General features: G+C 44.0%; 18 protein-coding genes. All 18 read left to right on the top strand.

The genetic code is table 11. The features are described 5' to 3' along the window. Window positions 1-7 precede the first annotated feature (7 nt). Window positions 8-1,120 (top strand): glycoside hydrolase family 2 TIM barrel-domain containing protein, encoded by a 1,113-nt coding sequence (locus GV030_RS08315; protein WP_159581667.1) that lies wholly within the window; start codon window positions 8-10, stop codon window positions 1,118-1,120. 185 nt (window positions 1,121-1,305) lie between these two features. Continuing rightward, window positions 1,306-2,424, top strand: coding sequence for a hypothetical protein (locus GV030_RS08310; RefSeq protein WP_221413306.1), 1,119 nt, complete (start codon window positions 1,306-1,308; stop codon window positions 2,422-2,424). Window positions 2,425-2,449: 25 nt separating this feature from the next. Beyond that, a complete protein-coding gene (locus GV030_RS08305) occupies window positions 2,450-3,424 on the top strand; it encodes a glycoside hydrolase family 43 protein (RefSeq protein ID WP_159581665.1) in 975 nt (324 codons plus the stop codon). A gap of 322 nt (window positions 3,425-3,746) precedes the next feature. After that, window positions 3,747-4,343 (top strand): RNA polymerase sigma factor, encoded by a 597-nt coding sequence (locus GV030_RS08300; protein ID WP_221413305.1) that lies wholly within the window; start codon window positions 3,747-3,749, stop codon window positions 4,341-4,343. Window positions 4,344-4,478: 135 nt separating this feature from the next. After that, entirely contained in the window at window positions 4,479-5,480 is a 1,002-nt protein-coding gene (locus GV030_RS08295; RefSeq protein WP_159581661.1) for a FecR family protein, read from the top strand. A 146-nt stretch (window positions 5,481-5,626) separates the two neighbouring features. Continuing rightward, window positions 5,627-9,016: a TonB-dependent receptor gene (locus GV030_RS08290; protein WP_221413304.1), complete on the top strand. Its 3,390-nt coding sequence runs from the start codon at window positions 5,627-5,629 to the stop codon at window positions 9,014-9,016. Window positions 9,017-9,029: 13 nt separating this feature from the next. Further along, entirely contained in the window at window positions 9,030-10,532 is a 1,503-nt protein-coding gene (locus GV030_RS08285) for a RagB/SusD family nutrient uptake outer membrane protein (protein ID WP_159581659.1), read from the top strand. Window positions 10,533-10,544: 12 nt separating this feature from the next. Further along, on the top strand, window positions 10,545-11,480 hold the full coding sequence (locus GV030_RS08280; protein ID WP_159581657.1) for a hypothetical protein: 936 nt from the start codon (window positions 10,545-10,547) through the stop codon (window positions 11,478-11,480). Window positions 11,481-11,586: 106 nt separating this feature from the next. After that, window positions 11,587-12,792 carry a glycoside hydrolase family 26 protein gene (locus GV030_RS08275; protein ID WP_159581655.1) on the top strand — a complete coding sequence of 402 codons (1,206 nt, stop codon included), beginning with the start codon at window positions 11,587-11,589 and terminating at the stop codon, window positions 12,790-12,792. Window positions 12,793-12,915: 123 nt separating this feature from the next. Continuing rightward, the gene (locus tag GV030_RS08270; protein WP_159581653.1) at window positions 12,916-13,344 is read left to right on the top strand and encodes a cupin domain-containing protein; all 429 of its coding nucleotides are present in this window, start codon (window positions 12,916-12,918) and stop codon (window positions 13,342-13,344) included. A 2-nt stretch (window positions 13,345-13,346) separates the two neighbouring features. Then, the gene (locus GV030_RS08265) at window positions 13,347-15,569 is read left to right on the top strand and encodes a beta-galactosidase (protein ID WP_159581651.1); all 2,223 of its coding nucleotides are present in this window, start codon (window positions 13,347-13,349) and stop codon (window positions 15,567-15,569) included. Window positions 15,570-15,609: 40 nt separating this feature from the next. Continuing rightward, on the top strand, window positions 15,610-16,827 hold the full coding sequence (locus GV030_RS08260; protein ID WP_221413303.1) for an Nramp family divalent metal transporter: 1,218 nt from the start codon (window positions 15,610-15,612) through the stop codon (window positions 16,825-16,827). 37 nt (window positions 16,828-16,864) lie between these two features. After that, window positions 16,865-18,553, top strand: a complete 1,689-nt coding sequence (locus tag GV030_RS08255) for a DUF5060 domain-containing protein (RefSeq protein ID WP_159581647.1) — start codon at window positions 16,865-16,867, stop codon at window positions 18,551-18,553. Between the two features lie 46 nt (window positions 18,554-18,599). Then, entirely contained in the window at window positions 18,600-21,665 is a 3,066-nt protein-coding gene (locus tag GV030_RS08250) for a carbohydrate-binding protein (protein ID WP_159581645.1), read from the top strand. Window positions 21,666-21,704: 39 nt separating this feature from the next. Beyond that, complete coding sequence (locus GV030_RS08245; RefSeq protein WP_159581643.1) at window positions 21,705-22,652, top strand: sugar phosphate isomerase/epimerase; 948 nt, start codon at window positions 21,705-21,707, stop codon at window positions 22,650-22,652. Further along, a complete protein-coding gene (locus GV030_RS08240) occupies window positions 22,649-24,262 on the top strand; it encodes a PQQ-dependent sugar dehydrogenase (protein WP_255465243.1) in 1,614 nt (537 codons plus the stop codon). The genes GV030_RS08245 and GV030_RS08240 overlap by 4 nt, the downstream gene beginning before the upstream one ends. 176 nt (window positions 24,263-24,438) lie before the next feature. Further along, on the top strand, window positions 24,439-25,326 hold the full coding sequence (locus GV030_RS08235) for a sialate O-acetylesterase (protein ID WP_255465241.1): 888 nt from the start codon (window positions 24,439-24,441) through the stop codon (window positions 25,324-25,326). Between the two features lie 154 nt (window positions 25,327-25,480). Further along, window positions 25,481-26,671 carry a glycosidase gene (locus GV030_RS08230; RefSeq protein ID WP_159581641.1) on the top strand — a complete coding sequence of 397 codons (1,191 nt, stop codon included), beginning with the start codon at window positions 25,481-25,483 and terminating at the stop codon, window positions 26,669-26,671. The last annotated feature ends 2 nt before the right edge of the window (window positions 26,672-26,673 follow it).

Below are 26,673 nucleotides of genomic sequence, written 5' to 3'. Positions count from 1 at the left end.
AATAGATATGATAAAGTCAAAACCATCCAACCTACTGTTTCTACTCACCATATTGGTGGTATTTGCCTGTAGCACGCCCAAAGAACAATCTAAAGAATCAATCGAAAAGCCCGTAGTGAGAGCTGTTTGGTCAAAAGAACAAGCCAATCAGTGGTATGAAAAGTGGGGCTGGCTCCGGGGAGCTAATTTCAACCCAAGTTCGGCCATCAATCAGTTGGAAACCTGGCAGGCTGAGTCTTTTGATCTGGAAACCATAGATCGTGAGCTCGGCTGGGCAGCGGATATTGGAATGAACTCTATGCGGGTCTACCTGCATCACCTGGCATGGGAGCAAGATCCGGAAGGTTTCAAAAACCGAATGGAACAGTACTTAAAGACAGCTGATGGCCATGGAATCGCCACCATGTTTGTCTTTTTTGACGACTGCTGGAATAATACCTATGCGGCTGGCCCGCAGCCCGAGCCAAAAACGGGCACACATAACTCCGGCTGGGTGCAGGATCCCGGGCAGCTGATCTATGACGAACCTCAATTGTCGGAGCAATTGGAAGCTTATGTGAAGGACGTGATGAAGCATTTCGCCGATGATGAACGCATTGTACTTTGGGATGTCTATAACGAACCCGGCAACTCTGGCTATGGCAATCGATCTATGCCACTTTTGACTAGTATTTTTCAGTGGGGGCGTGAGGTAAATCCCTCTCAGCCACTTTCTGCTGGCGTGTGGAATAGCTCGCTTACCGACCTCAATAAGTATCAGTTGGCCAATTCGGATGTGATCACCTATCACAATTACGAAGACAGTGCTCATCATGCCGCAATGATTGATACCCTGAAGCAGTATGGTAAACCAATGCTCTGTACCGAATACATGGCCAGGACTAGAAATAGCACTTTTGCCGACATCATGCCGATGCTCAAAGCACATAACATTGCTGCATATAACTGGGGATTGGTGGCCGGCAAGTCCAACACCATTTATGCCTGGGATACCCCGATAGCCAGTGGTGAGGAGCCGGAGGTTTGGTTTCACGATATTTTCCGAAAGGATGGCTCTGTATACAGTCAGGAAGAGGTTGACCTGATTAAAGAGCTTACTGTAAGCTCTAGTGGAGATTAATGGGGTGGTGTTGTGTGTCCGCCTGATTTATCTCACAAACCATCAAAAAAATGAGAAAATACCTGCTCAGTGTATGTCTTGGTCCTTTTGGTTTCACCAGTCTCGTCTCCTTCAGAAAGGTCCACGCTACATTGACATGGGCTCGAGTAATCAATAAAGAAATACCTGCTAATTAATCCCAAACTATGACACCAAGAAAGAACACCTGTTTGTTGGTGATGCTGCTCCAAAGCCTTTGGGCCCAAGGGCAGCTAACCCTCACTAATCTATCCAAAATGAAGTACCTGACAGTTGTCGCGCTGATCGGCATAAGTGCTTTTTCGCTTCTGGCACAACAGCCAGATCCACCAGGGCAAGTTGAGGTGGGAGAACAGCCCGTTAACGAAGCATATCTCTTTGCTCACATGACCCATGAGGATTATGGTCGGTTGTACTACTCCGTGAGTCTCGATGGTCTGCACTGGTACCGCTTGAACGATGGCAATTGTGTATTTGAAGACTACAAAGGGCACCCGGATATCACCAAAGGACATGACGGGCGCTATTATATTGCTGGAAACCGGAGCGATGCCTCTCCTGAGATTAATATCTGGGTTTCGGAGAATCTGATCGACTGGAAGACACATAGCGTTTATATACCTGAACTGAAGAAAACCCCCGGATACTCACAAGCACTGCAGCGGATAGGAGCTCCAAAGCTCTATTATGATGAGGCCTCCGGTGAGTATGTAATGACCTGGCATACTCCACATCAGGAAGGAACAAAGGAGGATCCTGAGCGGTACTGGGCAAGTCAGCGCACACTTTATGTCACCTCCAAAGACCTGAAAACCTTTTCGGCGTACCCTGAGAGACTATTGCCTTGGGATATGGGTACCATTGATGTATTCATAAGAAAGGCAGAAGGGAAATACTGGACGATTATTAAAGATGAGCGTTACCCAACTTTGGATTGGGTGACTGGCAAAACCATCCGCATAGCGAATTCTGAGTCGCCATTGGGCCCATATGATAATCTATCAGATCCCATTAGTCCTAATTTCAGAGAGGCACCCATGCTGATCCCATCGCCAAATGGAGCGGTATGGTACTTGTATTATGAACAGTACCCAGGTGTATCTTACGGCCTTTCCATAGCTGATAGTCTAAGTGGCCCCTGGTACCAGGCGTCGGGATATACCTTTTTCGCTGACTGGGACAAATACTCGCTTCCCGAAAAAGTGCGTCACGGATGTATGATAACCATTAGTAGGCTGGAGTATAATCAGCTGGTCGATGAATTTGGAATTGAGAAGGAAGATTAACCAATAGGAATTAAGCAGAGATATTATGAAATACATCATTTATTCCATCATGTTACTGGCAACAAGCCACTTGCTAGCTCAAAATAGACAAGAGATTTTTTTGGCGGACCCAACAATCTATCAGGAAAAAGATACCTACTATCTCGTGGGAACCAAGAATAGGCCACCCCTTGGTTTTTCGGTGTTGACCTCCAAAGACTTAAAAAACTGGGCGGTACCGGGCAATCAAGGGGACTCACTGTACATGATTTTGAATCAGGGAGATCAAACATTCGGAACCAAAGGATTTTGGGCTCCCCAGATACTGAAAGAGGGCACTACGTACTACCTGACTCATACAGCTAATGAGCAGACGGTATTAACAAAATCCCATTCTCTGATGGGGCCGTTTAGACAGGGAGAAGTAGGGCCAATCGATGGCTCGGAGAAAAATATTGATTCCTACATTTTCAAAGACGATGATGGTAAGTATTACTTGTATCATGTTCGATTCGACCATGGAAACTTCCTCTGGGTAGCGGAATTTGACCTAAAGAACGGGGAGATCAAGCTAGAGACACTTACCAAATGTTTTGATCAGACAGAGCCTTGGGAGGCAACACCCAATTACGAATCAGATCCAATCATGGAAGGTCCAACGGTGATTAAGCTAAAAGATAAATACTATCTGTTCTATTCGGCCAATCACTTCATGAACATTGACTATGCTATGGGTTATGCAGTGGCAGACTCACCGTACGGGCCATGGATCAAAAATGAGGGTAACCCGATTTTGCATAGGTCTATCGTAGGCGAAAATGGTTCTGGTCATGGAGATTTATTTAATGGGCCTGATGGCCAGTTGTATTATGTATATCACGTACACTACAGCGAGCATCAGGTGACTCCAAGAAGGACCCGCATTGTTCCTGTAATAAAAACCTGGAATGGAAAGATGAATCGCTATGATTTTAAAGTGGATGCTGATCAGATAATTGTGCCCAAACAGGTTTCAGAATAACAGGATAGCATTTACTATTCGGGTAGAAGATGCTTTGCTGGTGCCGATCTATCTTTTTAAGAATTTTCAGATGATAGGAAAAACCAATCCTTGGCTTCTTTCAGTATGCTTTTATCTTTTTTTTGGTGCCAGAGAAAGCAGAACAACTGGTCTATTTGTAATGAAAACCATCGAGCCAGTCAGCTCGATGGTTTTTTGTTTTGCCCTCAATAATTGACAGTGAAAGTTGAATCCAAAATTTCACATTCAGTTTTAAGGGATTTTGAAATTGAAAAAAAATGCCCCAGCTTAGAGGGTAAAACCCTAATCTTCTTAAAAGCTGGTGGCATTTTCTGTGAAATTTGGTAGTGATAGCGAATTGGTGACACGTCTTCGTGATGGTGACGAGTATGCCTATAGTAAGCTATATGAGAAGTATGCCAGCAAAATATACAACATCAGCCGTAAGATGGGGCTTCTTCATGAAGATGCAGAAGGGGTGGTGCAGGATGTTTTTATGAAAATATGGCGGAACAGAGAGAACCTTGATAGTTCACTTTCTTTCAATGCCTACATCATTTCTATCGTTCGGTCTATCGTATTTAAGCAATCCAGAAAGAGGGCCAGGTTTCTGGCTTTTCAGCACTATGCCATCACTTATTGGCCAGGTGAGAGCAATGAAACTGAGGAATATGTTATTTTTTCAGATCTGGACGAATTGTCCAGCAAGGCTATAGATGAGCTTCCTACTAAACAGAAGCAGGTTTTCATGATGAAGAACTTCGAGCATCTCACCAATGAAGAGATCGCCGAGCGGCTCAAACTCTCCACCCGCACCGTTGAAAATCAGATTTATCGGGCCACGAAATCGCTCAGAGAGAAGCTTATTGAGATGAAGGTGGTTGCCCCTGGAGTAGTGGGCTTGATCTTTATGTTGTAATAATTGCATCAAATTAGTGTGTTTATGTTTTTTAATTCAGCGTTTGATCTGTTTTGATGATTTTATTGTAAATATCAAAATACCAGTGAGTATCAGGAGTGAGTTGAGGCTATATAGTAGCGTAAACCAGAAACAATGGATCGACTCACACGAATCAGGAAATACTTTGATGGAGAGCTTTCGCAAAAGGAAGCCGAGAACTTTTTGGAATGGTATCTTTCTGAAAAAAGTGAAGAGGAGGTGTATGCAGAGATTGATAAACTCTGGCAGGCCAAAGGGAAAAGTGAGTTTGAGTGGAATGGGGATGAGTTGTACAAGAAATTAGCATCTAAGAAAGACAATGAACGAACCCTTGGGGTATCGCGTCACATTCAAGCTCCTAAGAGGGGCAATCAGCACAGGTGGTGGAAAGTAGCAGCAGCTGTGCTTATTTTGGCTGTTTCTTCTGTACTTCTGTACAATCAAGCCGGCCCTACTTCTACTCCAGAGCCAATGGCTCGAGTAGTAAAGACCAACCCTGCCGGACAAAAGTCTAAAGTGTATCTCCCGGATGGCACCATTGTCAGCCTCAATTCCGAAAGTAGCATTTCTTTCATTGATGAGTTTGCTGAGGGGCGTAAGGTGTACCTAGTGGGTGAGGCCTTCTTTGATGTGACAGAGGATGCCTCCCGACCATTTACTGTTTACAGCGGCTATCTGGCCACTACGGCTCTGGGTACTTCTTTCAATATACGATCGTATAACAACGAACAAACAGAAGTAACTCTGGTTACCGGAAAGGTCAAAGTAGAAAAAAACAATTCCAATGAGATCGTTTACCTCACTCCTGGAGAGAGAGCGGCACTGGGAACAGATCAATCTATTATCAAAGGGAAAGCAGATTTACTGGCTGTCACCTACTGGAAGGAAGGAGTCCTGTACTTTGACAAGACCGACCTGAACGAAGTAGTAGAAACGCTGGAGCGCTGGTATGGAGTAGATATATCGGCTTTCGGGGATTTACCTTCTATCAAATGCTCTGGTACTTTCCAGAAGAACGAATATTTGTCCAATGTCCTGGATATACTCAGCCATTCGGTTGGCTTCAGATATCAGCTGGAAGGCAAAAAAGTGAAACTTGAATTCAACGAAAAATGATGCGTATGAAGAAAAAATGACTCTCTAAAAAGTCCGGGGACTTGTGGTAAATCCCCGGTTGAAATCATCAAAATCAGCATGACAGAAAGTTGTCGCTTTCATGATTGCCAATCTGACCTAATGTTCAATTAACTCTTAACAAAAATATGAAATACATATTTCAAACCATCATTATGGTTACTAAATATTCTATGTACACTTTTATGGTCCTGGTGCTTACCATGTCCTCTATTCTGGCCGATTCGGTGACAGGACAGGTGAAGAGTGTCAAAGATGTGTTTATTAAGCTGAATGTTCCTGAGGGCTCACTAGATGAGGTGCTGAAGGACATTGAGAGACAGACCAACTTCAGGTTTTTCTATACAGATAAAAGTTTGGGTGAAAATGTGGACTTATCGCTTTCCCGAAAGCGTGCGGCAGTTGCTGACCTGCTGTTGGAAGTGTCCGGACAGACTGGAGTTCATTTCAGGCAGGTGAATCAAACGATTAGTATAAGCAAAGCAAAGGGGCAAATAACAGAGCCTATTGAGGTGATCATCAATAAGCAAACTGATGTTTCCGGAAAAATCACCGACGAATACGGCGATGCCTTGCCCGGAGCTACCATTTTGGAGAAGGGGACTACCAATGGTACCATCTCTGATGTGGAGGGCAATTACCAGCTGAATGTTTCCGAGGGGGGCATACTTATTGTGTCCTTTGTGGGTTTTCAGACCATAGAGGTACCCTTGGAGGGTCGATCAGTGATAGATGTTCGCATGCAGCCGGACTTTACCAGTCTGGAAGAAGTAGTGGTAGTGGGGTATGGCTCGGTGAAGAAAAGCGACCTTACAGGATCTGTCACTCAGGTAGACATGAAGGATGTTGAAGATATTCCTGCCAATTCTGTGGAAGGGATACTACAGGGTAGGGCAGCAGGGTTGCAAGTGATCAACTCATCTCAAGACCCGGGAGCTGGTGCTACTGTGAGAATTCGTGGAGGGAGTTCATTGCGCGGTTCTAATTCTCCTTTGGTAGTGGTCGATGGTTTTCCGTGGGGAGGTGCCGGTGGTTTGAGCCAAATTAATCCAGCAGATATTCAGTCGATCGAGATTTTAAAAGACGCATCCGCGGCGGCTATTTATGGATCAAGAGGTGCAAATGGTGTAATAATCATTACTACCCGTAAAGCCAAGACAGGGAAAACCACGGTGAATGTTCGGCAACAAGTCACGTTTTCTGAGTTTTCTTCACGTTTGAATTTGTGGAGAGATCCGGCTTTGATGGCCAGGTTGAGTAATGAGGCAGCAATTAACGGCGGGTTCAATCCACAATATATCGGTGCAGAAAACAACATCGGCATTTATTATCCATCCATAGCAGAGATAGAAAGTGGAGAATGGCCACACAATACACAATGGGATGAAATTGTATTCAGGGATAGACCCGTATCCAATAACACCACTTTTAGTGTTTCGAGCTCCAATCCCACAACTACCTTCAATTTGAGTGGTAATTATTACACGGATCAAGGAGTTTTTATAGACGATGACTATTCCAAAATCAATGTGAACCTAAATGTTGGTCACCAGGTTTTTGATGATTTGAAAGTCACTGTAGCAAGCATTGTAAATAGGGGCAATAGAAACAATAATGGCGGCCTTGCCTATTGGCGAAATCCACTGTTACCTGTGTATAATGAAGATGGTACTTATCATCGCTACAACAACAATGACTTTGATCATCCAATTGCCCTAACAGAGAACAGGCTGAATAAAACCAAGACTCTGGATGTGTTGTCATTTTTAGATGCAGAATGGGAGATTGCCCCATCAGTGAAGGTAACCTCAAGGTTAAACTACAAGTTTGGTAGTTCCTTGCAGGATCAGTATGACCCCCCAATTTACACCTTAAACGGCCAAAACAACAATGGAGCAGGGTACATCAGAAATTGGCAGGAGCAAACGCTCGTCTCTGAAACCTTTGTGAATTTCAACAAAACACTGGACATCCATACGTTTGGAATAACTACCGGATGGTCGTATCAAAATGATCGATACAGAGGGACAAATCTTGGTGCATTCGATTTTGTCAATTCAAACCTTCAAAATGAAAATATTGGATCAGGAAATCCGGAGCAGAATGAAGTAAGCAATAGCTTTCAGGAAAGTACGTTGATGTCAGGTATTTTCAGATTGAACTATACCTTAAAGAATAGGTACCTTCTGACATTTACTTCTCGTGCTGATGGGTCTTCCAAGTTTGGTTCGAATAACAAATGGGCTTTTTTCCCTTCAGGAGCCATAAGTTGGAAAGCGCATGAAGAGGCTTTTATAAGCCAACTAGGCGTGTTTGATCAGTTGAAGTTCAGGGGAAGCTATGGTATTTCGGGCAATCAGGGATTGAGTCCCTATGAGACTTTGAGTCGATTTGGGCTGTCTGAGTACTATAATAATGGCCAGTGGATCACGGCTATAGGACCGGGTAGAGAGGTGGGTCGCACTGGACAGGACGGAATTGAGGTGTTATGGGGAGGTATTCCTAATCCCGATTTAAGATGGGAAACCACCGCTCAGTATAACCTGGGAGCAGATATGGGTTTTGTGGGTAATAGAGTAAAGGTGATTTTTGACTACTATGTAAAGAATACCCATGATTTGATCCAATCAAGAATTCTCCCACTATCATCAGGATATGACAGAATGCTTGTCAATCAGGGATCAATTACCAATAAGGGTTTTGAAGTAACTATTGATGCAGGGGTTGTTCAAAAAGAAGATTTTAACATAAACACCACCCTAATTTACTCAAGAAATAGGAATGAAGTGACCGATTTGGGTACCGTTGAGCAATCTGGGTTGTCCATAGATCCAAATACGGGAATGCTGTATCAGTTTTATGGCAACAGTATTGAGATGTACCGTGACAATCCTAACCTATTGGCTGTGGGTTTGCCAGTCAATGTGTTTTATGGATATAAGACAGACGGCATAGTCCAAACCCTGGAGGAAGGTCTGGATGCAGGATTGGATGGTGATGATGCTGATCCGGGAGAGTATAAGTATGTGGACATCAATGACGATGGAGTAATAGACAACAATGATAAGACGGTTATTGGTGACCCAAATCCTGATTTCACAGCGAGTTTGAACCTAAGTGCTTCTTACAAGAATTTTGATTTTAGCATATTCTTAAATGGTGTTTTTGGTAATGATGTAATTAATACTCAAGCATTTAATCAGCCAAATAACAGACCATTTAGATGGACTCCTGATAATCCGACTAACGAATTTCCAAGCTTGCGAGATGGTCGGTTCAACCGGTTCTCAGACTGGTGGATCGAGGATGGATCCTTTGTCAGAATTCAGAACCTCAACTTAGGTTATACGATTGGTATGCCTGGAAATATTTCAGCAAGAATATTTATGAATGCATCCAATGTATTCACATTCACGAAGTTCGAGGGGTACGATCCTGAAGTTGGCCTTGACGGTCGCTACTGGGGTGGTATTCCAAGATTGAGAAAGTGGACATTGGGCTTAAATCTTTCATTCTAAAAAACACTGAATCATGAAATTATTCAAAATACAAATATTAGCGACTGCATTGCTTATTGTGAGTGCATGTAGTCTCGAGGAAGAGCCATACGGATTTTATTCGGAAGAAAACTTCCTGAATACTCCAGGCGATGCAGAGTCAGCGATCTCATATGCCTACGATGCGTTGACCTTCTTAGAATATTCAAGAACTGTCTTTTTGGTAGGAGATATGCCCACGGAAGAGGCTGGCCCAAAACAAGATGCATCTATAGACCGACATGAGCTGAACGAATGGACTGTACAGAACTTTTCAACGAATTCCAGTCTGGTAAATTTCTTTAAGTATGCGTATATAGCAATCAATCGAAGCAATTACATACTCGATCAATTACCAGCGGCTCAATTTGATGAAGACGTCAAAAACAGCTATTTGGGTGAGGCTTATTTCCTAAGAGCTTGGAATTACTTTAATCTGGTTAGAAACTTTGGTCGAGTGCCTATGCACACATCTTATGTGCAGACTTTAGATCAGACTGCAGCGCCTATCGCTGGTAGCATTGATGAGGTTTATGACCTCATAATTTCAGATTGTCTAAAAGCAATAGAGCTATTGGGTGTTCAGCAGCGTCTTGGACGTGCAGATAAAGTAGCTGCTCAGTCCCTTGCTGCGAAGGCTTACATATTCATAGCTTCAGCTAAGGAGCATGGCGTACCTCAGTATACAGATATGAGCCGAGATGTGTCAGCTATGTACGACAGTGCTGCCTACTTCTCAGGAGAAGTTCTCTTCAACCAATCTCAATATACTTTTGATGATAATCTGCTTGATATTTATGATGTAGATCAGGCTGACGGACCGGAGCATATCTTCATTATGTCGATGGATCGATCTGGTACTATTGAAGGAGACTACTCGAAAATCTCGAAGTTGTTCATTCCTTATGTGGCTGGTGGAGATATCTATATGGCAGATGGAGACGGCAGCTATACGGTTTCACATGATGGCTGGAGTGCGTTCATTACCAACGATGCTTTTTACAACTCCTTTCAGGATGATGATATAAGAGGCAACCTGCTTATGGTTGACGCTGTATATGACGCTAATGGTAATGAGGTCGCTAGTTATCCAGACAATGGGTTGTTGTATCCTTTTTCAAGAAAGTATATAGATCCTGAGTTCATTGGTGATAAAACCAGTACCAAGCCATTTTTGATCAGATATACAGATATCGCACTGACATATGCTGAGGCTGTAGGGCCTACTGCTGAAGGTTATAATCAGATCAATACTGTTCGCAACAGAGCTGGTTTGGGTGATTTAACTCCAGGGTTGTCAGTCATTGACTTTAGAGAAGCTATCTGGCAAGAGCGTGCGTGGGAACTGTCATTTGAGGGTAACAGACTCTATGACTTGAGACGCTTTAAAAGAGTGGCGAGCGTTGTGCCGAATGCGGCTGGTTTGTCAGATGAAGAGACAACTTTCTATCCACTGCCACAAGTTGAAACAAATCTTAATAAAGGATTAGGTGATTAAAAGAGGGTAAAGATGAAAAAGATAACATACATATTAGCAATAGTCATCGTATCCATGACCTCATGTGTTCAGGATCCATGGGATGATGTGGAAGAAAGCGGATGGAATAACGAGCGAAGTGTGCTTGATATTCAGTTTGAAAATCAGGTCGGTACAGCAAGTATTGAACGAGTGAATACTGAGACCGGAAATATTGAGTTTACCATCAATACATATGCTGTTGAGGATTTCAGTGCAATAAAAATCATGAAGCTTACATTGTCTTATGGAGGAGAGTCCTCTGTAGAGGCTGGCCAAACACTCAATTTTGATAATGCATCCAACAGTGCTACGTTGATGGTTTCGTCCCCTACTGGAAAGACCAGAGAATATACTATTACTGTAGATCCTTTTGAGGAAACTCTGGTGGGTACCTATGCGATTACAAACGTAGTGGTATACGGAGGGACAGGTCCCGAATATGGCGGAGCTTCGGTCATTCCTATGATGAACAAACCTTGGCTCTGGGATGAAACCAATGGACCGAGCGCAGAGCTTGACAATACGCTGACCTTTGAGTTTGGTGGATTCACCGAAGAAGGTAATACCTATGGTACAGTGATCAATAATGCCGGAGATGATGGACTCTATGCGGATTTTATTTTCACCAGGGATCCGGTGACTGATGTGAACAATTTCTATCGAAAAATACCCACAGGTGAAGGTCAGTGGGAGCGTAATTACACCACGGGAAATATCAACTTCACATTCTCTGATGGCTCCACTACTACAGGTACGCTGATTGGTGCTGGTACTGAGGATATGGGGTATGACAAAAGTAAGACTACAGAAAACCAGGCCTTTGTGTTTAGCTTGAGTGGAACAGACGATTGGGACAATATCTATTCTGATTATGACAAGTTTGTAAGACGGCCAAGAAGGTATTGGATCGATGTGACTAAACAATAATTGATTACTTCTTCATACAATAGGAATAAGGACATTTTCTGAGGATGGCTTGAATTTGTCAAACGAGGTTAATGTCCCTTATTCCTTTCATTTAACTAATTATTTTATGTTGAGAGCATTATTTGTCAGTATCATCTTGCTTAGCTCTTTTATTTTGAGTTGCGAGGATGTGGAAGAGCCGCACATTGAAGAGAAAAAAGACGAATTGGAAAAAGTGACCCTAACACTTGTAGATAACCAGGCCACCGAGGAGACCAGGGCCTTGTATGCCAACCTTTGGGCCATTCAGGAAGAAGGTTTTATGTTCGGACATCACGATGGTTTGATCTACGGCAGAGATTGGGTGTCGGAACCAGGCAGGTCAGATGTGAAAGAAGTTTGTGGAGATTATCCAGCAGTATTTAGCGTGGATTTTGCACAGATCATGGACGACAGAAAGGACAATGGTCAGCCACTCAATGCCGCTACCACCGTAGAGCGCAGACAGGCTATCCTGGATGCAAGACGAAGGGGTGAGGTCATCACAGCTTGCTTACACATTAACAACCCTCTCACAGGAGGTGACTCCTGGGACAATTCAGATCAGACAGTAGTCAGGCAGATTCTCGAAACTGGTAGTGAGGTCAATGTCAAGTACAAGGGCTGGCTGGATAACCTGGCCGATTTTGTCAATAATCTTAAGGATGATGATGGAAAGTTGATCCCGATTATTTTCCGACCATACCATGAGCATACGCAGACATGGTCCTGGTGGGGTAGGGCATGCACTACCGAAGATGAATTTATTAGTTTCTGGAAATTCACCATTGATTATTTGAAAGATGAGAAAGGAGTGCACAGCTTTATCTATGCGATATCACCACAGCTCGATGCTGCAGCCACTACAAGTAGCTTACTTTTCAGATGGCCTGGGGATGACTATGTGGATTTCATTGGGATGGATAGCTACAATGGCACAAATACCAACGCACTGGCAACAAACGCCGAAAATCTTGCCAAACTTTCACAGGAAAAGATGAAACCTTGTGGAATCACGGAGACTGGTATAGAAGGAGTGAGGAATGGCGGACAAGAGTACTCGGAGTATTGGACCAATGAGATACTGAAACCGTTGGCAGGTGAAGGAGTGGGAATGGTGGTGATGTGGAGAAATAAATATGACCCATTACGCACTGGTCACCACTTTTATGGACCATGGATCGATCACAGTTCTGCTGCAAATTTTCAGACTTTCTATGAGAGTTCTTACACGTTGTTCAGTGTGGACTTACCTGATATGTATGAAATGGTAGAAGACATAACCGTCGAGTGATGATCACGTAATCCCGATCATTTTTTTACAAACCTGATTGTTAACATAGATTAAGGAGAATATTCGTTTTTGAAATGTTCTCATGAGATATTCATGTCTAAATTTTAATTCTTAATACGTACAATGGACTATATTTTTAAAACAGAAAATAACACACGATATAATTTTCCCACCCATATCAATGACATTGTCATGGATCGATCAGAGGCCCGGTTTTCTGAAGTTTTCATGGTTGTATTGGAAACTGAGAAAGCTCCACCAATTCACAAGCATGATGATACCGAGCAGGTATTTTATGTGCTGAATGGTACGGGTACACTTCGGATTGGTCAGAATGTTGAAGAAGAATATGAAGTATCACCGGGAGATGTGGTGAGAATTCCGGTATCAACCTGGCACTCTATAGTCGCTGATCGAGGCGAAGAGGTGAAGTATCTGGCTATAGACTGCTTTGGAGGCATCCGCAATGAGGATGAACCCACCTGGGAATCACACGTCAAAGTGATTTGTAAAGAGCAAGGTTGGGACTTTAATCAGGTGAAAAAAGGATGAATATGAACTATAAATCAGCGAAGCAAAAAGCGAGTATTCTGATGCTATTGGTATGCCTCTTGCTCTGCTACCAGAACACTATGGCACAGGTGCAAATGCCTGAAACTATTGTCTATGGTACGGTTTACAACATCTTTCATGATGAATACGCTACCGATAAAGATTTCTTCAAGGCTGTAGATCAGGATATGACCAATATTAAGAAGGCCAACTTTAATCTGGTGATGCCTTTTCCTTTCGGACAGTGGGATGCAAAGACGAAGACTCAATCATGGAAAAGGACAGATTACCTTGTAGATCAGCTTGAGGAGAACCAGTTGAACTTGATGCCTATCATGCTCAAGTCTACACATAGAGCGTATTTACCAACCTGGAAATGGGTGGAAATGGATGATGCCATCAGGGAGTTCCCAGAAGTTGGCAGGTCTAGTGAGGAGGTCAAGTACATGCATCCCGAAGTGATGCACTCCATTGAGGATTACTTTGAAAGTATAGCTAACCGGTATGGAAACCGAAAGTCTCTGGTAGGTTACAACCTGTGGAATGAAGCTCATTATAACTCTATTGACGAGATCACCATTCCCAAGTTTCGTCAGTGGCTCCAATCAAAGTATGGAGACCTTCAAACTTTGAATCGGGTTTGGGCAGAAGATTATGGCGATTGGAATCAGATAACACCACTTATGAGCCGAAACTGGGAGTCGTCGATGGCGGCCATTGATTGGGACTTATTTAGATATGCCAATAATGGAGACATTGCTAAATGGGCTCGAAGTACCATTCGAAAATACGACAAGAAGCACTTTGTGACGATCAACACTGTAGGTACAGTTGAGAACAATACGGATTATAGCCAGTGGACCGTAGATGGCCGTCAGATATCCCCATACACGGATATTTGGGGGATTTCCTTCTATCCTGACAAGTATATGAATCGTACGCAGGAGCCGATGCCTTACTGGAAATATAGCTGTATGTATGATGTGACCAGAGCCGATGCTGGTGATAAACCATACTTCCTGGTGGAGGCTCAGACCAACCAGCAAAATGGAATGGGACTGTTCCAGTTTATGAGCTATGATGACATTCATCTGATGTCCTGGATTGCCCTGGCTGATAATTGCAAAGGGATTGTATTTTGGAAATGGGACCCTTTTTACAGAGGTCAGCAAGCTTTTGGTCGTGGCCTGACACTTGCTAACGGGGAGTTGGCACCACGTGGGGAAGCCGCGAAGGATGTGGGAGCCGTACTGAAAGAGCATGGAAAAATGCTGTATGAAGCAAGTTTAAATCAATCCGAAGCAGGTATTCTATATGATATAGTAGCACTACAGAAGTCTCAGGAAGCCGTGGGGAGACCTGGTAGTGCTGGCAAGATGAACTACTTTATGCAAGAAAGTTTTGAAGGCACATACAAAGCCTTGTTTGATGCCAACATTCAGGTTGATATCATTAGGACTGATATGCCTTTGAGTTGGGAAACACTAAAGAAATATAAGGTACTATATGCACCCTATCAGTTGGTGATCCGGAAAGAAGTATCAGAGTTGCTCAAGCGTTTTGTCAAAGAAGGCGGAGTGCTGGTAGCAGATGCACACTCCTTTGTAATGGATGAGTTCGATTTCGGTTTCCCCATCAATCCTGGTTATGGCTTGGATACTTTGTTTGGAGGCAGACGACTGGATATTTATTCAGCCAGTACAGCTTTTTCAATAAGCGGTTCCATTGCCGGTGATCAGCATGAGTATGAAGGATTGTATTATCAGGAGCTTCTCGAGCCGATTGCTAACGGGGAAGTGGTTGCCAGCTTTGATGATGTCCAGGCCCCGGCTTTGATTAAGAATAGATCAAATAAAGGAAGTGCTTATCTCAGTGCAACTTCTCTTGGAGGTAGCTACTACAATGGTCACGATGGAGCGGGCAAGGTACTCGTTTCTATTGCCCGTGAAGCTGGCGTAAAATCTGTGGCAACTGTAAACGGTCAAAATAAGACCCATCTCATGATTCGCGAACACACTCATAAAGAGGGTCGCCTCCTGTACGTAATGAATCTGTCAAATGAGACTTTTGAAGGTGATCTGGAAATATCGAATTCCGGGAACAGAGCTAAAAGCATCAAGGAGCTGATAAGTGGAGAAGAGGTGGTATTTAAATCAAAGGGAGACGGTATCTCCATCAATACGAGTATTTCTCCAAGAAGAACCACGCTATTCCTAATCAAATAATCATTAATCGATCAAACAAGTGGGCAAGATTAAAACCTTTATGAAATCCATCCTGCCGGGATTGTTTCTGGTAGGACTCAATATTGGTACCGGAAGTGTTACTGCTATGTCCAACGCCGGAGCTGACTATGGTTTGGATCTTTTGTGGACGATAGCCATTTCCTGTTACATCACATATTTTCTGATCAAGGTGTTTGGCAGGTTTACCATTGTCACTGGAGAAACAGCGCTCCACTCTTTCAAGGAATACATCCATCCAGTATTTGCCGGATTTTTTGTGGTGGCTCTGACCATCAATGTTTGTGGGAGTATCATGGGAGTGATAGGAGTGATCTCTGATGTGTGCTATCATTGGTCATTATCCTACACGCCAGGCGGGGTCCCTGCTATCTACTTTGCAGTGTTTTTCATTGGCGTGGTTTACCTCATTTTTTTAGTGGGAAAATCTTCGATGATGGAGCGTATTATGGGGATTTTGGTTGCCCTGATGTCCTTGGCTTTTCTGGCCAATTTATTGATTTTGTCACCTTCAGCAGGGCAAGTTCTTTCTGGGTTGATTCCGCAAATTCCAGGAACCGTTTCTCCTGGAGGTCAGACTCCATACCTGGTGGTGGCTTCCATGGTTGGTACTACGGTTTTTTCAGGTTTGTTTATTATCAGGACGGTTCTGGTTAGAGACTCTGGCTGGACTCTAAAGGATCTAAAGGTTCAAAACCGAGATGCCGCCATCTCCTCATTGATCATGTTCATTATCAGTTTTTCCATTATGGCAGCTGCGGCTACAGGTTTGCACCAGTCCGGCTTGAGACTTGAGAACACTTCGCAGATGCTTTCACTCTTAGAACCACTCGCCGGATCATTCGCTGTTGTGTTTTTCGTGATTGGGATTGTGGCCGCTGGTGTATCGTCTCAGCTTCCCAATGTGCTTCTGCCGCTGATGATGATCAGTGACTATAAAAATCAGGACAAGCTTAATCTGAAGAAAACGTCAGCCAGATTGGTGGTATTGATACTCTCCATATTCGGATTGGTGGTTCCTCTCTTTAATGCGCGACCAATCATACTGATGGTGCTGTCTCAGGCTTTTGGAGCATTATTGCTCCCTTTTACTGTAGCAGCTATGCTTTTTCTTGGTAATAAAAAGCGATTAATGGGCGAGTATTCTTTTGGTCTGATCTCTAATGTTCAGATGGTGCTGATCTTATTTTTTGCCTTGTTCATATCAGTTAATTCACTCATGGAAATGTTCGCAAAATGAACGAATTCTTCATCATAGATTCAAAAAAAATTAGAAAATGAAAAAGATTAATACTACAATAAATCTCCTACTCGTATTCGCCTTTTGGCTGACCGGATGCGCAAGCCTGGAGGTGAAGCAGATTTCTGAGCAGCCTAAACAATATGATAAGACTGAGTTTGAAATTTATGTAAAGGAAAGTTTTGAGAATCCTTACGATGCCCGGGAGATAGCGGTTAATATGGTATTAGAAAATCCGGCTGGAGATTCCATCTTACTGCCATGCTATTACGAGAAAGGTGAATCTGGAAGCGCCGTTTGGAAAGCTCGATTTGCACCTAGATCGGCAGGCACCTATACCTATCAGTTTTTAGTAGAAAAAGCCGGAAAAATTGTCAATAAGAGTGAGAAGAATACGATTAGTGCGGCGGCATCCTCAGATGATGGTTTTCTTCATATCAATGATTTTTGGACCCTCAAGTTTGACTCAGGTAAACCATTCAGAGGGATAGGTGAGAATGTAGGATGGGAGTCACGTTCATACGAAGATCCTAAATATGATTATGATTACTTGCTGCCCACTCTGGCAAATAATGGAGCAAATTTCTTCCGCTCGTGGATGGCTCCAAACAACTTTCCGCTGGAGTGGCATAAAGTAGTTCAAACCAAAAGGTATTCAGATTCAGATGAATATTTTCATCCTGGAGGTGCACAACGACTCGACGAAGTGTTGGAGCTGTGTGACTCTCTGGGCTTGTACATAATGATAGCTTTTGACTCTCACAATACTTTGATGCCAGGAAGACAGTGGGAGATCCATAACTACAACTCAGCGAATGGTGGTCCGGCCGATACGCCAGATGAGTTCTTTTCGCTACCTGAGTCTCGTGAGCGATATAAGAACAGGCTCAGATACCTTGTAGCTCGCTGGGGATACTCTACCAGTGTGGGAGCATGGGAGTTTTTCAATGAAATAGATAATGCTGCTTTTACCAAGAAGGATAGCATAGTCATCCCACATGAAGTTATTACAGATTGGCATCAGGAGATGGCGGCTTACCTGAAGAGCATCGACCCATATGATCACATAGTCACTACCAGTGTTTCTCACAGGGAAATAGAAGGAATGTATGCCCTGGACGAACTGGACTTAAATCAAATGCATGTCTATAAGCGCACCAAGCAGATTCCTGAAGAAATACTCATGTATGTATCCGAATACAATAAGCCTTTCAGTTGGGGTGAGTTTGGATATGAGTGGGACTGGAATCTTGATTTCTCGGAATTTGAAGAAGAGTCTGACTATGACTATAAGCGTGGACTTTGGTATGGACTCTTTAACCCAACGCCTATTTTGCCAATGACTTGGTGGTGGGAGTTTTTTGATGAGCGTAATATGACACCATATTTCAATAGCGTCAGGCAGATTAGTGACATGATGCTTGATGCTGGCAAAGGAAGTTTTGAGCGTATAGATGTGGAGTCAGAAGGTTTGCAATCCTTTGGTGTAAAGTGTGGCGAGACCTATTTCGTATGTGTCCTGAACAATGACTATGAACAAATGAACTCCGCCTTTCGGCTGCAGCTAGATTCAGGTAACTACAAAGTTCAGGTCTATGATCCGGATACTCGTGAGTTTGAGTCATCCAATGTTTTAAAAGCAGCAAATGAACCAGTGTCTCTTCCTGATTTGACCTTGAAAGGTATGGACGAAATGCTTTTTGTTCTTACCCCCACTACAGAATGATTCCACCCAATTATGAAATAAATATCTAATCAAAACCCCTTCTACTATGAAGAACTCAGCGATTTACCTGTTATTGATGTGTATCAGCCTCACAGGCTACTCACAAACGCAATTTGAGACCTTGAACTACTTATATAGTATTTCAGGTAACTATACCGTATCCGGCATGCACAATGACCGAAAGACGGGAGATGATCCGGATTATCACACCAACCATATCAATAGTTTGACCGGTGATTATCCGGGTCTATGGGGAGGCGACTTTTCTTATGATAGTCGTATGAACTCTAGCTCACGCTGGGCCATGGTTTATGAGGCAGTGGAGCAATGGAATGCTGGAGCTTTGGTCAATCTCATGTGGCATCCATGCCCACCGGATCAGAGTGAGCCATGCAACTGGGAGGGAGGCGTCAAAAGCTCTCTAACCTCATCTCAATGGAATGACCTTATTACCAACGGTACCTATCTCAATAATGTGTGGAAACAGAGAATGGATGACATTGCAGTGTACCTGCAGTATTTGGAGGATGAAGGAGTGGAGGTGCTTTGGAGACCTCTTCATGAAATGAATCAGGGTAATTTTTGGTGGGGCGGAAGACCCGGACCAAATGGAACCCGGAAACTTTTCGAGCAGATGTATGACTACATGACCTATACCAAAGGTCTTACCAATCTGATCTGGACCTGGGATATGCAAGACTTGGGACAAGGATGGAATGACTACAAGCCTGCGTCAAATACCTGGCAAGTACTGGCGATGGACATCTATGGAAGCGGTCACAGTACCAGTTGGTATAACTATGTAAAATCCGTGGCAGACGGTAAGCCGATTGCCATAGGTGAATGTTGGGACTTACCGACTTCCTCTCAGTTAGCTACACAGGACGAGTATGTATTTTTCATGGGTTGGGATCAAAATGTGTGGCAGCAATACAATACCAACTCTGAGATTCAAAACGTAATTTGGGCATCCAATGTGCTGGTTCGGGATGAAATGCCAGGATGGACTGGAAGTGGCGGATCAACTGATAACCAATCCCCCACAGCGCCTACTAACCTTTCCAGTACCGCTACCACTACCACAACAGTATCATTGACATGGAGTGCTTCATCAGATAATGTTGGAGTAACCGGCTATGATATTTACAATAACGGAAGTTGGATTGCTTCATCTTCTAGTGCAAGTGTCAATGTGACGGGACTTTCGCCCGGGACTGCTTATTCTTTTACAGCCAAGGCATTTGATGCAGCTGGAAATTACTCGGCAGCCAGCAATGTGGTGAATGTCAGTACTCAATCCGGAGGAGGATCACTGACCAATCTTTCGTTGAACAAATCTGTGACTACCTCGTCGGGAGCAGGCGGATACGCAGTGGATGGCAATACGGCAGAGACTTCCCGATGGTCGGCAGAGGGTTTTCCACAGTGGCTGGAGGTAGATCTTGGCGATGTTTACAGTATCAGCCAAACACAAGTGGTTGCTTATCAGGACCGGGCTTACCAGTTTGTTATCGAGTCAAAGACAAGTGCCGGAGGGTCATATACTACGATTGTGAACAGGAGCAGTAATACTACACCTGGTACAGTGTCTTCTCCGATAACCGATAGCTTTGGACCGGTAAATGCCCGGTATGTTCGTATTACAGTGAGCGGAGCTTCAGGCTACTCTGGTAGTTGGGCTGCATTGGTAGAGTTTAGTGTTTTTGGAGGAACGTCCTCTGGAGACAATCAATCCCCCACAGTACCATCCAACCTCACGAGTACGGCCTCTACCACAACAACCGTATCATTATCCTGGGGAGGCTCATCTGATAACGTAGGAGTAACCGGCTATGATATTTACAATAACGGCAGTTGGGTTGCTTCATCTTCTGGTACAAGTGTCAATGTGACGGGACTTTCACCCGGGACTGCTTATTCTTTTACAGCCAAGGCATTTGATGCAGCTGGAAATTACTCGGCAGCCAGCAATGTGGTGAATGTCAGTACTCAATCCGGAGGAGGATCACTGACCAATCTTTCGTTGAACAAATCTGTGACTACCTCGTCGGGAGCAGGCGGATACGCAGTGGATGGCAATACGGCAGAGACTTCCCGATGGTCGGCAGAGGGTTTTCCACAGTGGCTGGAGGTAGATCTTGGCGATGTTTACAGTATCAGCCAAACACAAGTGGTTGCTTATCAGGACCGGGCTTACCAGTTTGTTATCGAGTCAAAGACAAGTGCCGGAGGGTCATATACTACGATTGTGAACAGGAGCAGTAATACTACTCCTGGTACAGTGTCTTCTCCGATAACCGATAGCTTTGGACCGGTAAATGCCCGGTATGTTCGCATCTCAGTGAGCGGAGCCTCTGGCTACTCTGGCAGTTGGGCTGCTTTGGTCGAGTTTCGGGTATTTGGGAGCAATTCTGGCGGCAATCAACCCATAGTCATTGAAGCTGAAGATTATGATAGCATGAGTGGAGTGAACACTTATAGCACCTCAGATACAGGTGGAGGTAGTCATTTAGGAGCAATTTCATCAGGAGATTGGATGCTCTATGAAGATGTGAATATTCCTTCTTCTGGAAATTACACCGTCTCCTACCGAATTTCAAGTGAAGGTGGTGGAGGCACTATTCAGCTGGATCAGGGTAGCGGAGGAACCGTGCATGGAAGTGTAAATTTACCTTCTACTGGTAGCTGGTCTACCTGGGCTACTGTGGATCAGAGCGTAACGTTGACCGCTGGTGTTCAGGATATCAGAATCCTCGCTGTGAGCAGTGGCTGGAATATCAACTGGTTCAGTATCACTCCGGCCGGTGGATCAAGGGTCGATGGAGCTGAAATTGAAATATCTGAAGAGATAACTAAATACCCATATCCTAACCCATTTAAAGAAAGTATCGTATTTCCGCTAAATGAATTAGGTGGGTCCAATCTGGAAATTAGAATTTTTGATCTATCAGGTAGTCTGATTCGAGTGTTCAGCAAATCTGATTTTACTAACGGTAAGGTATTTTGGGATGGAAAGTCCATGACCGGTGAGTTGGTGCCGTTGGGTGTTTATCATTACCAAATTGATAACAAGAATCATCGAATTAATGGAAAAATTATCAAAACGGAGTAGGAGTAAAGAAAGGAGTTAGTTAATCCCGTAACCTAAACCATGACAAATACCTACAGAAGACAATTTGTAAAGAACATAAGCTTGATTAGTGGCATTGCTTTGGGACTTCCTTCCCAGGCAATGTCACTTTTTAATGGTGAAAGGAGTTTGAAGGTGAACATCTTCTCTAAACACCTTCAGTTTCTGAATTATGGACGGATGGCAGAGGTGGCGAAAATGATTGGGTTTGACGGAGTGGATTTGACAGTGAGGCCTAATGGCCATGTAGAGCCAGCCAATGTGCAAAAGGATCTTCCTGAAGCGATTACAGCAATTCGAAATGAAGGACTCAGTTTTGAGACCATTACCACCGCTGTAGAAGATGCCTTAGACCCGGTTGATAGAAGCGTACTAGAGACGGCTGCTGTTCTCGGGGTTAAGACTTACCGAATGAACTGGTTTCGCTATGATCAGCAAGTGAGTATGATGGACCAGTTACAATCACTCCAGAAGCAGGTAGCAGACTTGGGTGTACTAAACGAGCGACTAGGTCTGATCGCTTGCTATCAAAATCATGCTGGCAATCTGGTGGGCGCATCACTTTGGGAAGTTTATGAATTGCTGAAGTTATCAGACCCAAAATTCTTTGGGGTACAGTATGACATCAGGCATGCAACAGTGGAGGGTGGTGTCTCCTGGCCAAATGGTTTGAGGCTTGTGCAAAGTCAAGTGAAATCCATAGTGCTCAAAGACTTTAAATGGGAAAAGATAGGAGGGAAATGGATCCTTGTCAATACACCCATCGGTGAGGGAATGGTTGATTTTCCAGCCTTCTTCCGTTTGATCAGAAAGTATGAGATTGAAGTACCGGTCTCTCTTCATCTGGAGTATCCATTGGGCGGGGCTGAGCATGGTCACAGACAGCTAAGCTGTGATCAGGGCATCGTCTTTGAAGCAATGAAAAACGACCTGAATCGAGTGAAACAATATTGGGAGGAATCAAAATGAGAACTTTCCTTAATTGCTGTTTTCTCATCCTTCTGATGAACCTACCAGGGTGTCAATCTCCCGAAAAGCACTCGTTGACCAATGGGTTTGCAGCTCAATTAAAACTTGATTCCACTGAGCTCCTGGTCACAGAGGTAAGAGGTAATCTCGAGGTTCCCTGGGAAATTACAGTTGGACCGGATGGATGGATTTGGTTCACTGAGCAGAATGGAATGGTCAACAGACTGAACCCTGAGACAGGTGAAACGAGGGTTATTCTGATGATCCCTGATGTGCTTTACAAAAAGTCCCTGGGACTATTAAGTATGGCCATTCACCCATCCTTTAGCGACAATCCTTATGTCTATTTGCACTATGCATTTTCTGTGGATTCCACTATTAAATCCAGAATTGTCAGGTATTCTTATGTCAATGAGAAGCTTACGTCACCCTTTGTTTTGCTGGATAGCATACCCGGAATGACCTATCATAACGGCTCCAGAATGGTTATTTCTTCAGATGAAAAACTGTTCTTCTCCATGGGTGATGCAGGTGAAAAGAAGTTAAGCCAGGATATCAATCACCTAAACGGGAAAGTGCTTCGGATCAACCTGGATGGTTCTATTCCTTCTAACAATCCTTTTACAAATAACCCTCTATGGACCTATGGTCATCGCAACCCTCAGGGTTTGATTTTTGGCCAAAAAGGACAGCTTTACAGCTCTGAGCATGGGGTGAACAATGATGACGAAATCAACCTGCTCAAAAAAGCTGAGAATTACGGATGGCCCTTGGTCGAGGGGAAGTGTGATTTACCAGCTGAAATAGAGTCATGCCATGTATGCAATGTTAATGAACCTATATTCTCCTGGTCTCCAACAGTGGCTGTAGCAGGTATAGACTATTATAATCATACAGCCATTCCGGAGTGGAGAAACAGCCTGCTGGTGGCTAATCTGAAGGGTCGTGCCTTGAGAGTATTGAACCTAAGTGAAGACGGCTCAGAAGTACTGGATGAACACATCTTTTTTCAAAAGGTTTTTGGAAGAATAAGGGATCTGTGTGTGAGCCAAAACGGTGATATTTTTCTTTCAACCAGTAACCTGGATTGGCATCCACAGCTTCAGCCATGGATGTATGATTCTCTACCTGAGGGTAGTGATCGGATTTTTCGCATTCAGGTTTTAACTGAAGTGATGAAGCGTAAGCTAAGTGATCAGCTACCGGTTTTGACTTTAAAGGAAGATTCCATGGCGCTCACTATAGAGGACGAGGTGTGGGACTTTCAGGCAAATAGTAATGAGATCTCTGAAGGCCAATCGGTCTACCGAAAGCATTGCATTCAATGTCATCAGGCCAATGGGCAAGGTGTGAATGGCTTGTATCCTCCATTGAAGGATACAGATTGGGTAACAGGTGATAAGTCAAGGTTGATACAAGTGTTACTTAAAGGCTTGTCAGGTAAAATCGAGGTGAATGGTCAGGCCTACCAACAAGAGATGCCTGCCTTTGCTAACCTTTCTGATGATGAAATAGCAAATGTTCTGAGCTATGTCCGAAGCGCATTTGAAAATGATGCAGGTGCTGTTATCCCAGGAGAAGTTCATGAGGAAAGGAAGGTATTAAGATAAGTTTGATTGAATCAAAACTAGAAATGAACCAGAGCTTAAGTGTATCAATTCATCAAAATAAGGGTGTGAAATGATGATGAACTTTTCAGACGATGAATAATTGAGTCAAATTGACACTATGAAGGCAGTTTGCCGATTGACTTATTTAGATCGTAAGAATGATGAAAATGCGTAAAATGAATGTGACTATTTTGATTTTGTTGAGTAGTCTGATGTCCGTGCCATTTTATGGGTGCGACAAAACTGAGGACATGGAGCAGGAACCAGAGATCCCACCTACAGAGAAGGTAATATCACTTGATCCGAATTTTCATATCTATCTGTGCTTCGGCCAATCGAACATGGAAGGTTCAGCCAAAATAGAATCACAGGACAGAGTGGGAAAAGAGCGGTTTCAGATGATGCAGCCTATGACTTGTACTAATCCGGGCCGGACTGAAGGTCGCTGGTATACCGCCATACCACCCCTGTCTCAGTGCGGTGTAGGACTGTCTCCTGCAGATTATTTTGGGCGCACGATGACTGATCATCTCCCGGATAGCATCAGAGTAGGCGTTATCTCCGTGGCGATTGGAGGCTGTGACATACGCTTGTTTGACAAAGATCAGTATCAGAATTATGTCAATACCTATCCCGAGGATTGGTTTCAGAATAAGATTGCCGGTTATGGAGGGAATCCCTACCAGCGTCTTATTGATTTGGCTAAAAAAGCACAAAAGGATGGAGTGATCAAAGGAATCTTATTACATCAGGGAGAGACCAATACGGGCAATAGCCAATGGCCGACTTATGTGAAAACCATCTATGAAAACATGCTCACTGATTTGTCTTTGGATGCAGAAACGGTGCCTTTGCTGGCCGGAGAGGTGGTGCATGCAGATCAGGGTGGGGTGTGCGCCAGTATGAATGAGATTATTGCTACGCTGCCTGAAACAGTTCCCACTGCCCATGTGATACCATCGAGCGGGTGCACTGCCCAGTCAGACAGTATTCATTTCGATTCTCAGGGTGTCAGAGAATTAGGTGAAAGATATGCACTCAAAATGCTGTCGTTGCTGGATTGAGGGGATATAAGAACCTCCGTGAACAGCACATCAATTGATTAAAATGTAGGTACCAAATGATTAATGCATGGATCAGACTGATGAAAAAGTATCATCTTCAGTGTGCCTTTTTATAAAAAAATAACAAATAAGACCATTACATCTATTACTTTTTATGAGCGACGCTTTCAATAAAATAAAGAAATTAATAGCCGATCACGAAGCATTTCTTAGCATCAAAAATGAACCGACGGCCGATACCAATGGTGTCTATCAGCGATACAAAAACCCGATACTGACCGCCGCACATACGCCAATCCACTGGCGATACGACCTCAATCCCGAGACCAATCCCATGCTGATGGAGCGTCAGGGGATGAATGCGGCCTTTAATTCGGGCGCCATTGAATTCAATGGTAAATTTTGCCTGGTCGTGCGGGTGGAAGGCTATGATCGGAAGTCATTTTTTGCAGTGGCCGAGAGCGAAAACGGTATTGATAATTTCAGATTTTGGGATCACCCGATTACACTGCCTGAGACCCATGAGCCGGATACCAATGTCTATGACATGCGGCTAACCCGGCATGAGGATGGCTGGATTTATGGTCTTTTTTGCACAGAAAGACGAGATCACAGTGCTTCGGAGGCAGATCAGTCTGCGGCTACAGCCAAGTGCGGCATAGCCCGCACCAGGGATTTGGTCGCATGGGAGCGGCTGGCAGATCTGGATTCGGGTGGTAGCCAGCAACGAAATGTGGTGCTTCATCCAGAATTTGTGGAAGGTAAGTATGCGCTCTATACCCGCCCGCAGGATGGATTCATTGATGCCGGAAAGGGTGGTGGTATTGGTTGGGGCCTTGTGTCCAGTATGGAAAATGCCAGTGTAAGGGATGAGAAGATCATTGATCCGAAAATTTACCACACCATCAAGGAAGTGAAAAACGGTCAAGGCCCGCCACCCATCAAAACGAACGAAGGCTGGCTCCATCTGGCCCATGGTGTAAGAAATACTGCTGCTGGTTTGCGCTACGTACTATACATGTTCATGACCGCCCTGGAGGACCCATCCAAAGTGACCCACAGGCCTGCGGGTCACTTCATGGGGCCACTGAGTGATGAGCGTGTGGGTGACGTATCCAATGTCCTTTTTACCAATGGCTGGATTGCCAAAGAAAGTGGTGAAGTGTACATCTATTACGCTTCGTCAGATACACGCATGCATGTGGCCACCTCCACGGTGGAGCAGTTGGTGGATTATTGTAAAAACACCCCTGAAGATGGCCTTCGCTCAGCTACCAGCGTGCAAACCCGAAATGAATTGATCGACAGAAACCTGGCTTTCCTGAAGGCCAATGGTCTAAAATAAAC

It is taken from the genome of Marinoscillum sp. 108 (assembly GCF_902506655.1).
Lineage (GTDB): Bacteria > Bacteroidota > Bacteroidia > Cytophagales > Cyclobacteriaceae > Marinoscillum > Marinoscillum luteum.
The sequence above is the reverse complement of the archived record's forward strand: the minus strand, read 5'-3'. Positions and strand labels throughout refer to the sequence as shown.

Excerpts from the sequence above, each read along its gene's own strand:
- GV030_RS08250 (WP_159581645.1), top strand. The coding sequence starts at position 18,600 with ATGAAGAACTCAGCGATTTACCTGTTATTGATGTGTATCAGCCTCACA.
- GV030_RS08285 (WP_159581659.1), top strand. The coding sequence starts at position 9,030 with ATGAAATTATTCAAAATACAAATATTAGCGACTGCATTGCTTATTGTG.
- GV030_RS08315 (WP_159581667.1), top strand. The coding sequence starts at position 8 with ATGATAAAGTCAAAACCATCCAACCTACTGTTTCTACTCACCATATTG.
- GV030_RS08230 (WP_159581641.1), top strand. The coding sequence starts at position 25,481 with ATGAGCGACGCTTTCAATAAAATAAAGAAATTAATAGCCGATCACGAA.
- GV030_RS08255 (WP_159581647.1), top strand. The coding sequence starts at position 16,865 with ATGAAAAAGATTAATACTACAATAAATCTCCTACTCGTATTCGCCTTT.
- GV030_RS08275 (WP_159581655.1), top strand. The coding sequence starts at position 11,587 with ATGTTGAGAGCATTATTTGTCAGTATCATCTTGCTTAGCTCTTTTATT.
- GV030_RS08270 (WP_159581653.1), top strand. The coding sequence starts at position 12,916 with ATGGACTATATTTTTAAAACAGAAAATAACACACGATATAATTTTCCC.
- GV030_RS08295 (WP_159581661.1), top strand. The coding sequence starts at position 4,479 with ATGGATCGACTCACACGAATCAGGAAATACTTTGATGGAGAGCTTTCG.
- GV030_RS08265 (WP_159581651.1), top strand. The coding sequence starts at position 13,347 with ATGAACTATAAATCAGCGAAGCAAAAAGCGAGTATTCTGATGCTATTG.
- GV030_RS08245 (WP_159581643.1), top strand. The coding sequence starts at position 21,705 with ATGACAAATACCTACAGAAGACAATTTGTAAAGAACATAAGCTTGATT.
- GV030_RS08260 (WP_221413303.1), top strand. The coding sequence starts at position 15,610 with ATGAAATCCATCCTGCCGGGATTGTTTCTGGTAGGACTCAATATTGGT.
- GV030_RS08310 (WP_221413306.1), top strand. The coding sequence starts at position 1,306 with ATGACACCAAGAAAGAACACCTGTTTGTTGGTGATGCTGCTCCAAAGC.
- GV030_RS08235 (WP_255465241.1), top strand. The coding sequence starts at position 24,439 with ATGAATGTGACTATTTTGATTTTGTTGAGTAGTCTGATGTCCGTGCCA.
- GV030_RS08280 (WP_159581657.1), top strand. The coding sequence starts at position 10,545 with ATGAAAAAGATAACATACATATTAGCAATAGTCATCGTATCCATGACC.
- GV030_RS08305 (WP_159581665.1), top strand. The coding sequence starts at position 2,450 with ATGAAATACATCATTTATTCCATCATGTTACTGGCAACAAGCCACTTG.
- GV030_RS08240 (WP_255465243.1), top strand. The coding sequence starts at position 22,649 with ATGAGAACTTTCCTTAATTGCTGTTTTCTCATCCTTCTGATGAACCTA.
- GV030_RS08290 (WP_221413304.1), top strand. The coding sequence starts at position 5,627 with ATGAAATACATATTTCAAACCATCATTATGGTTACTAAATATTCTATG.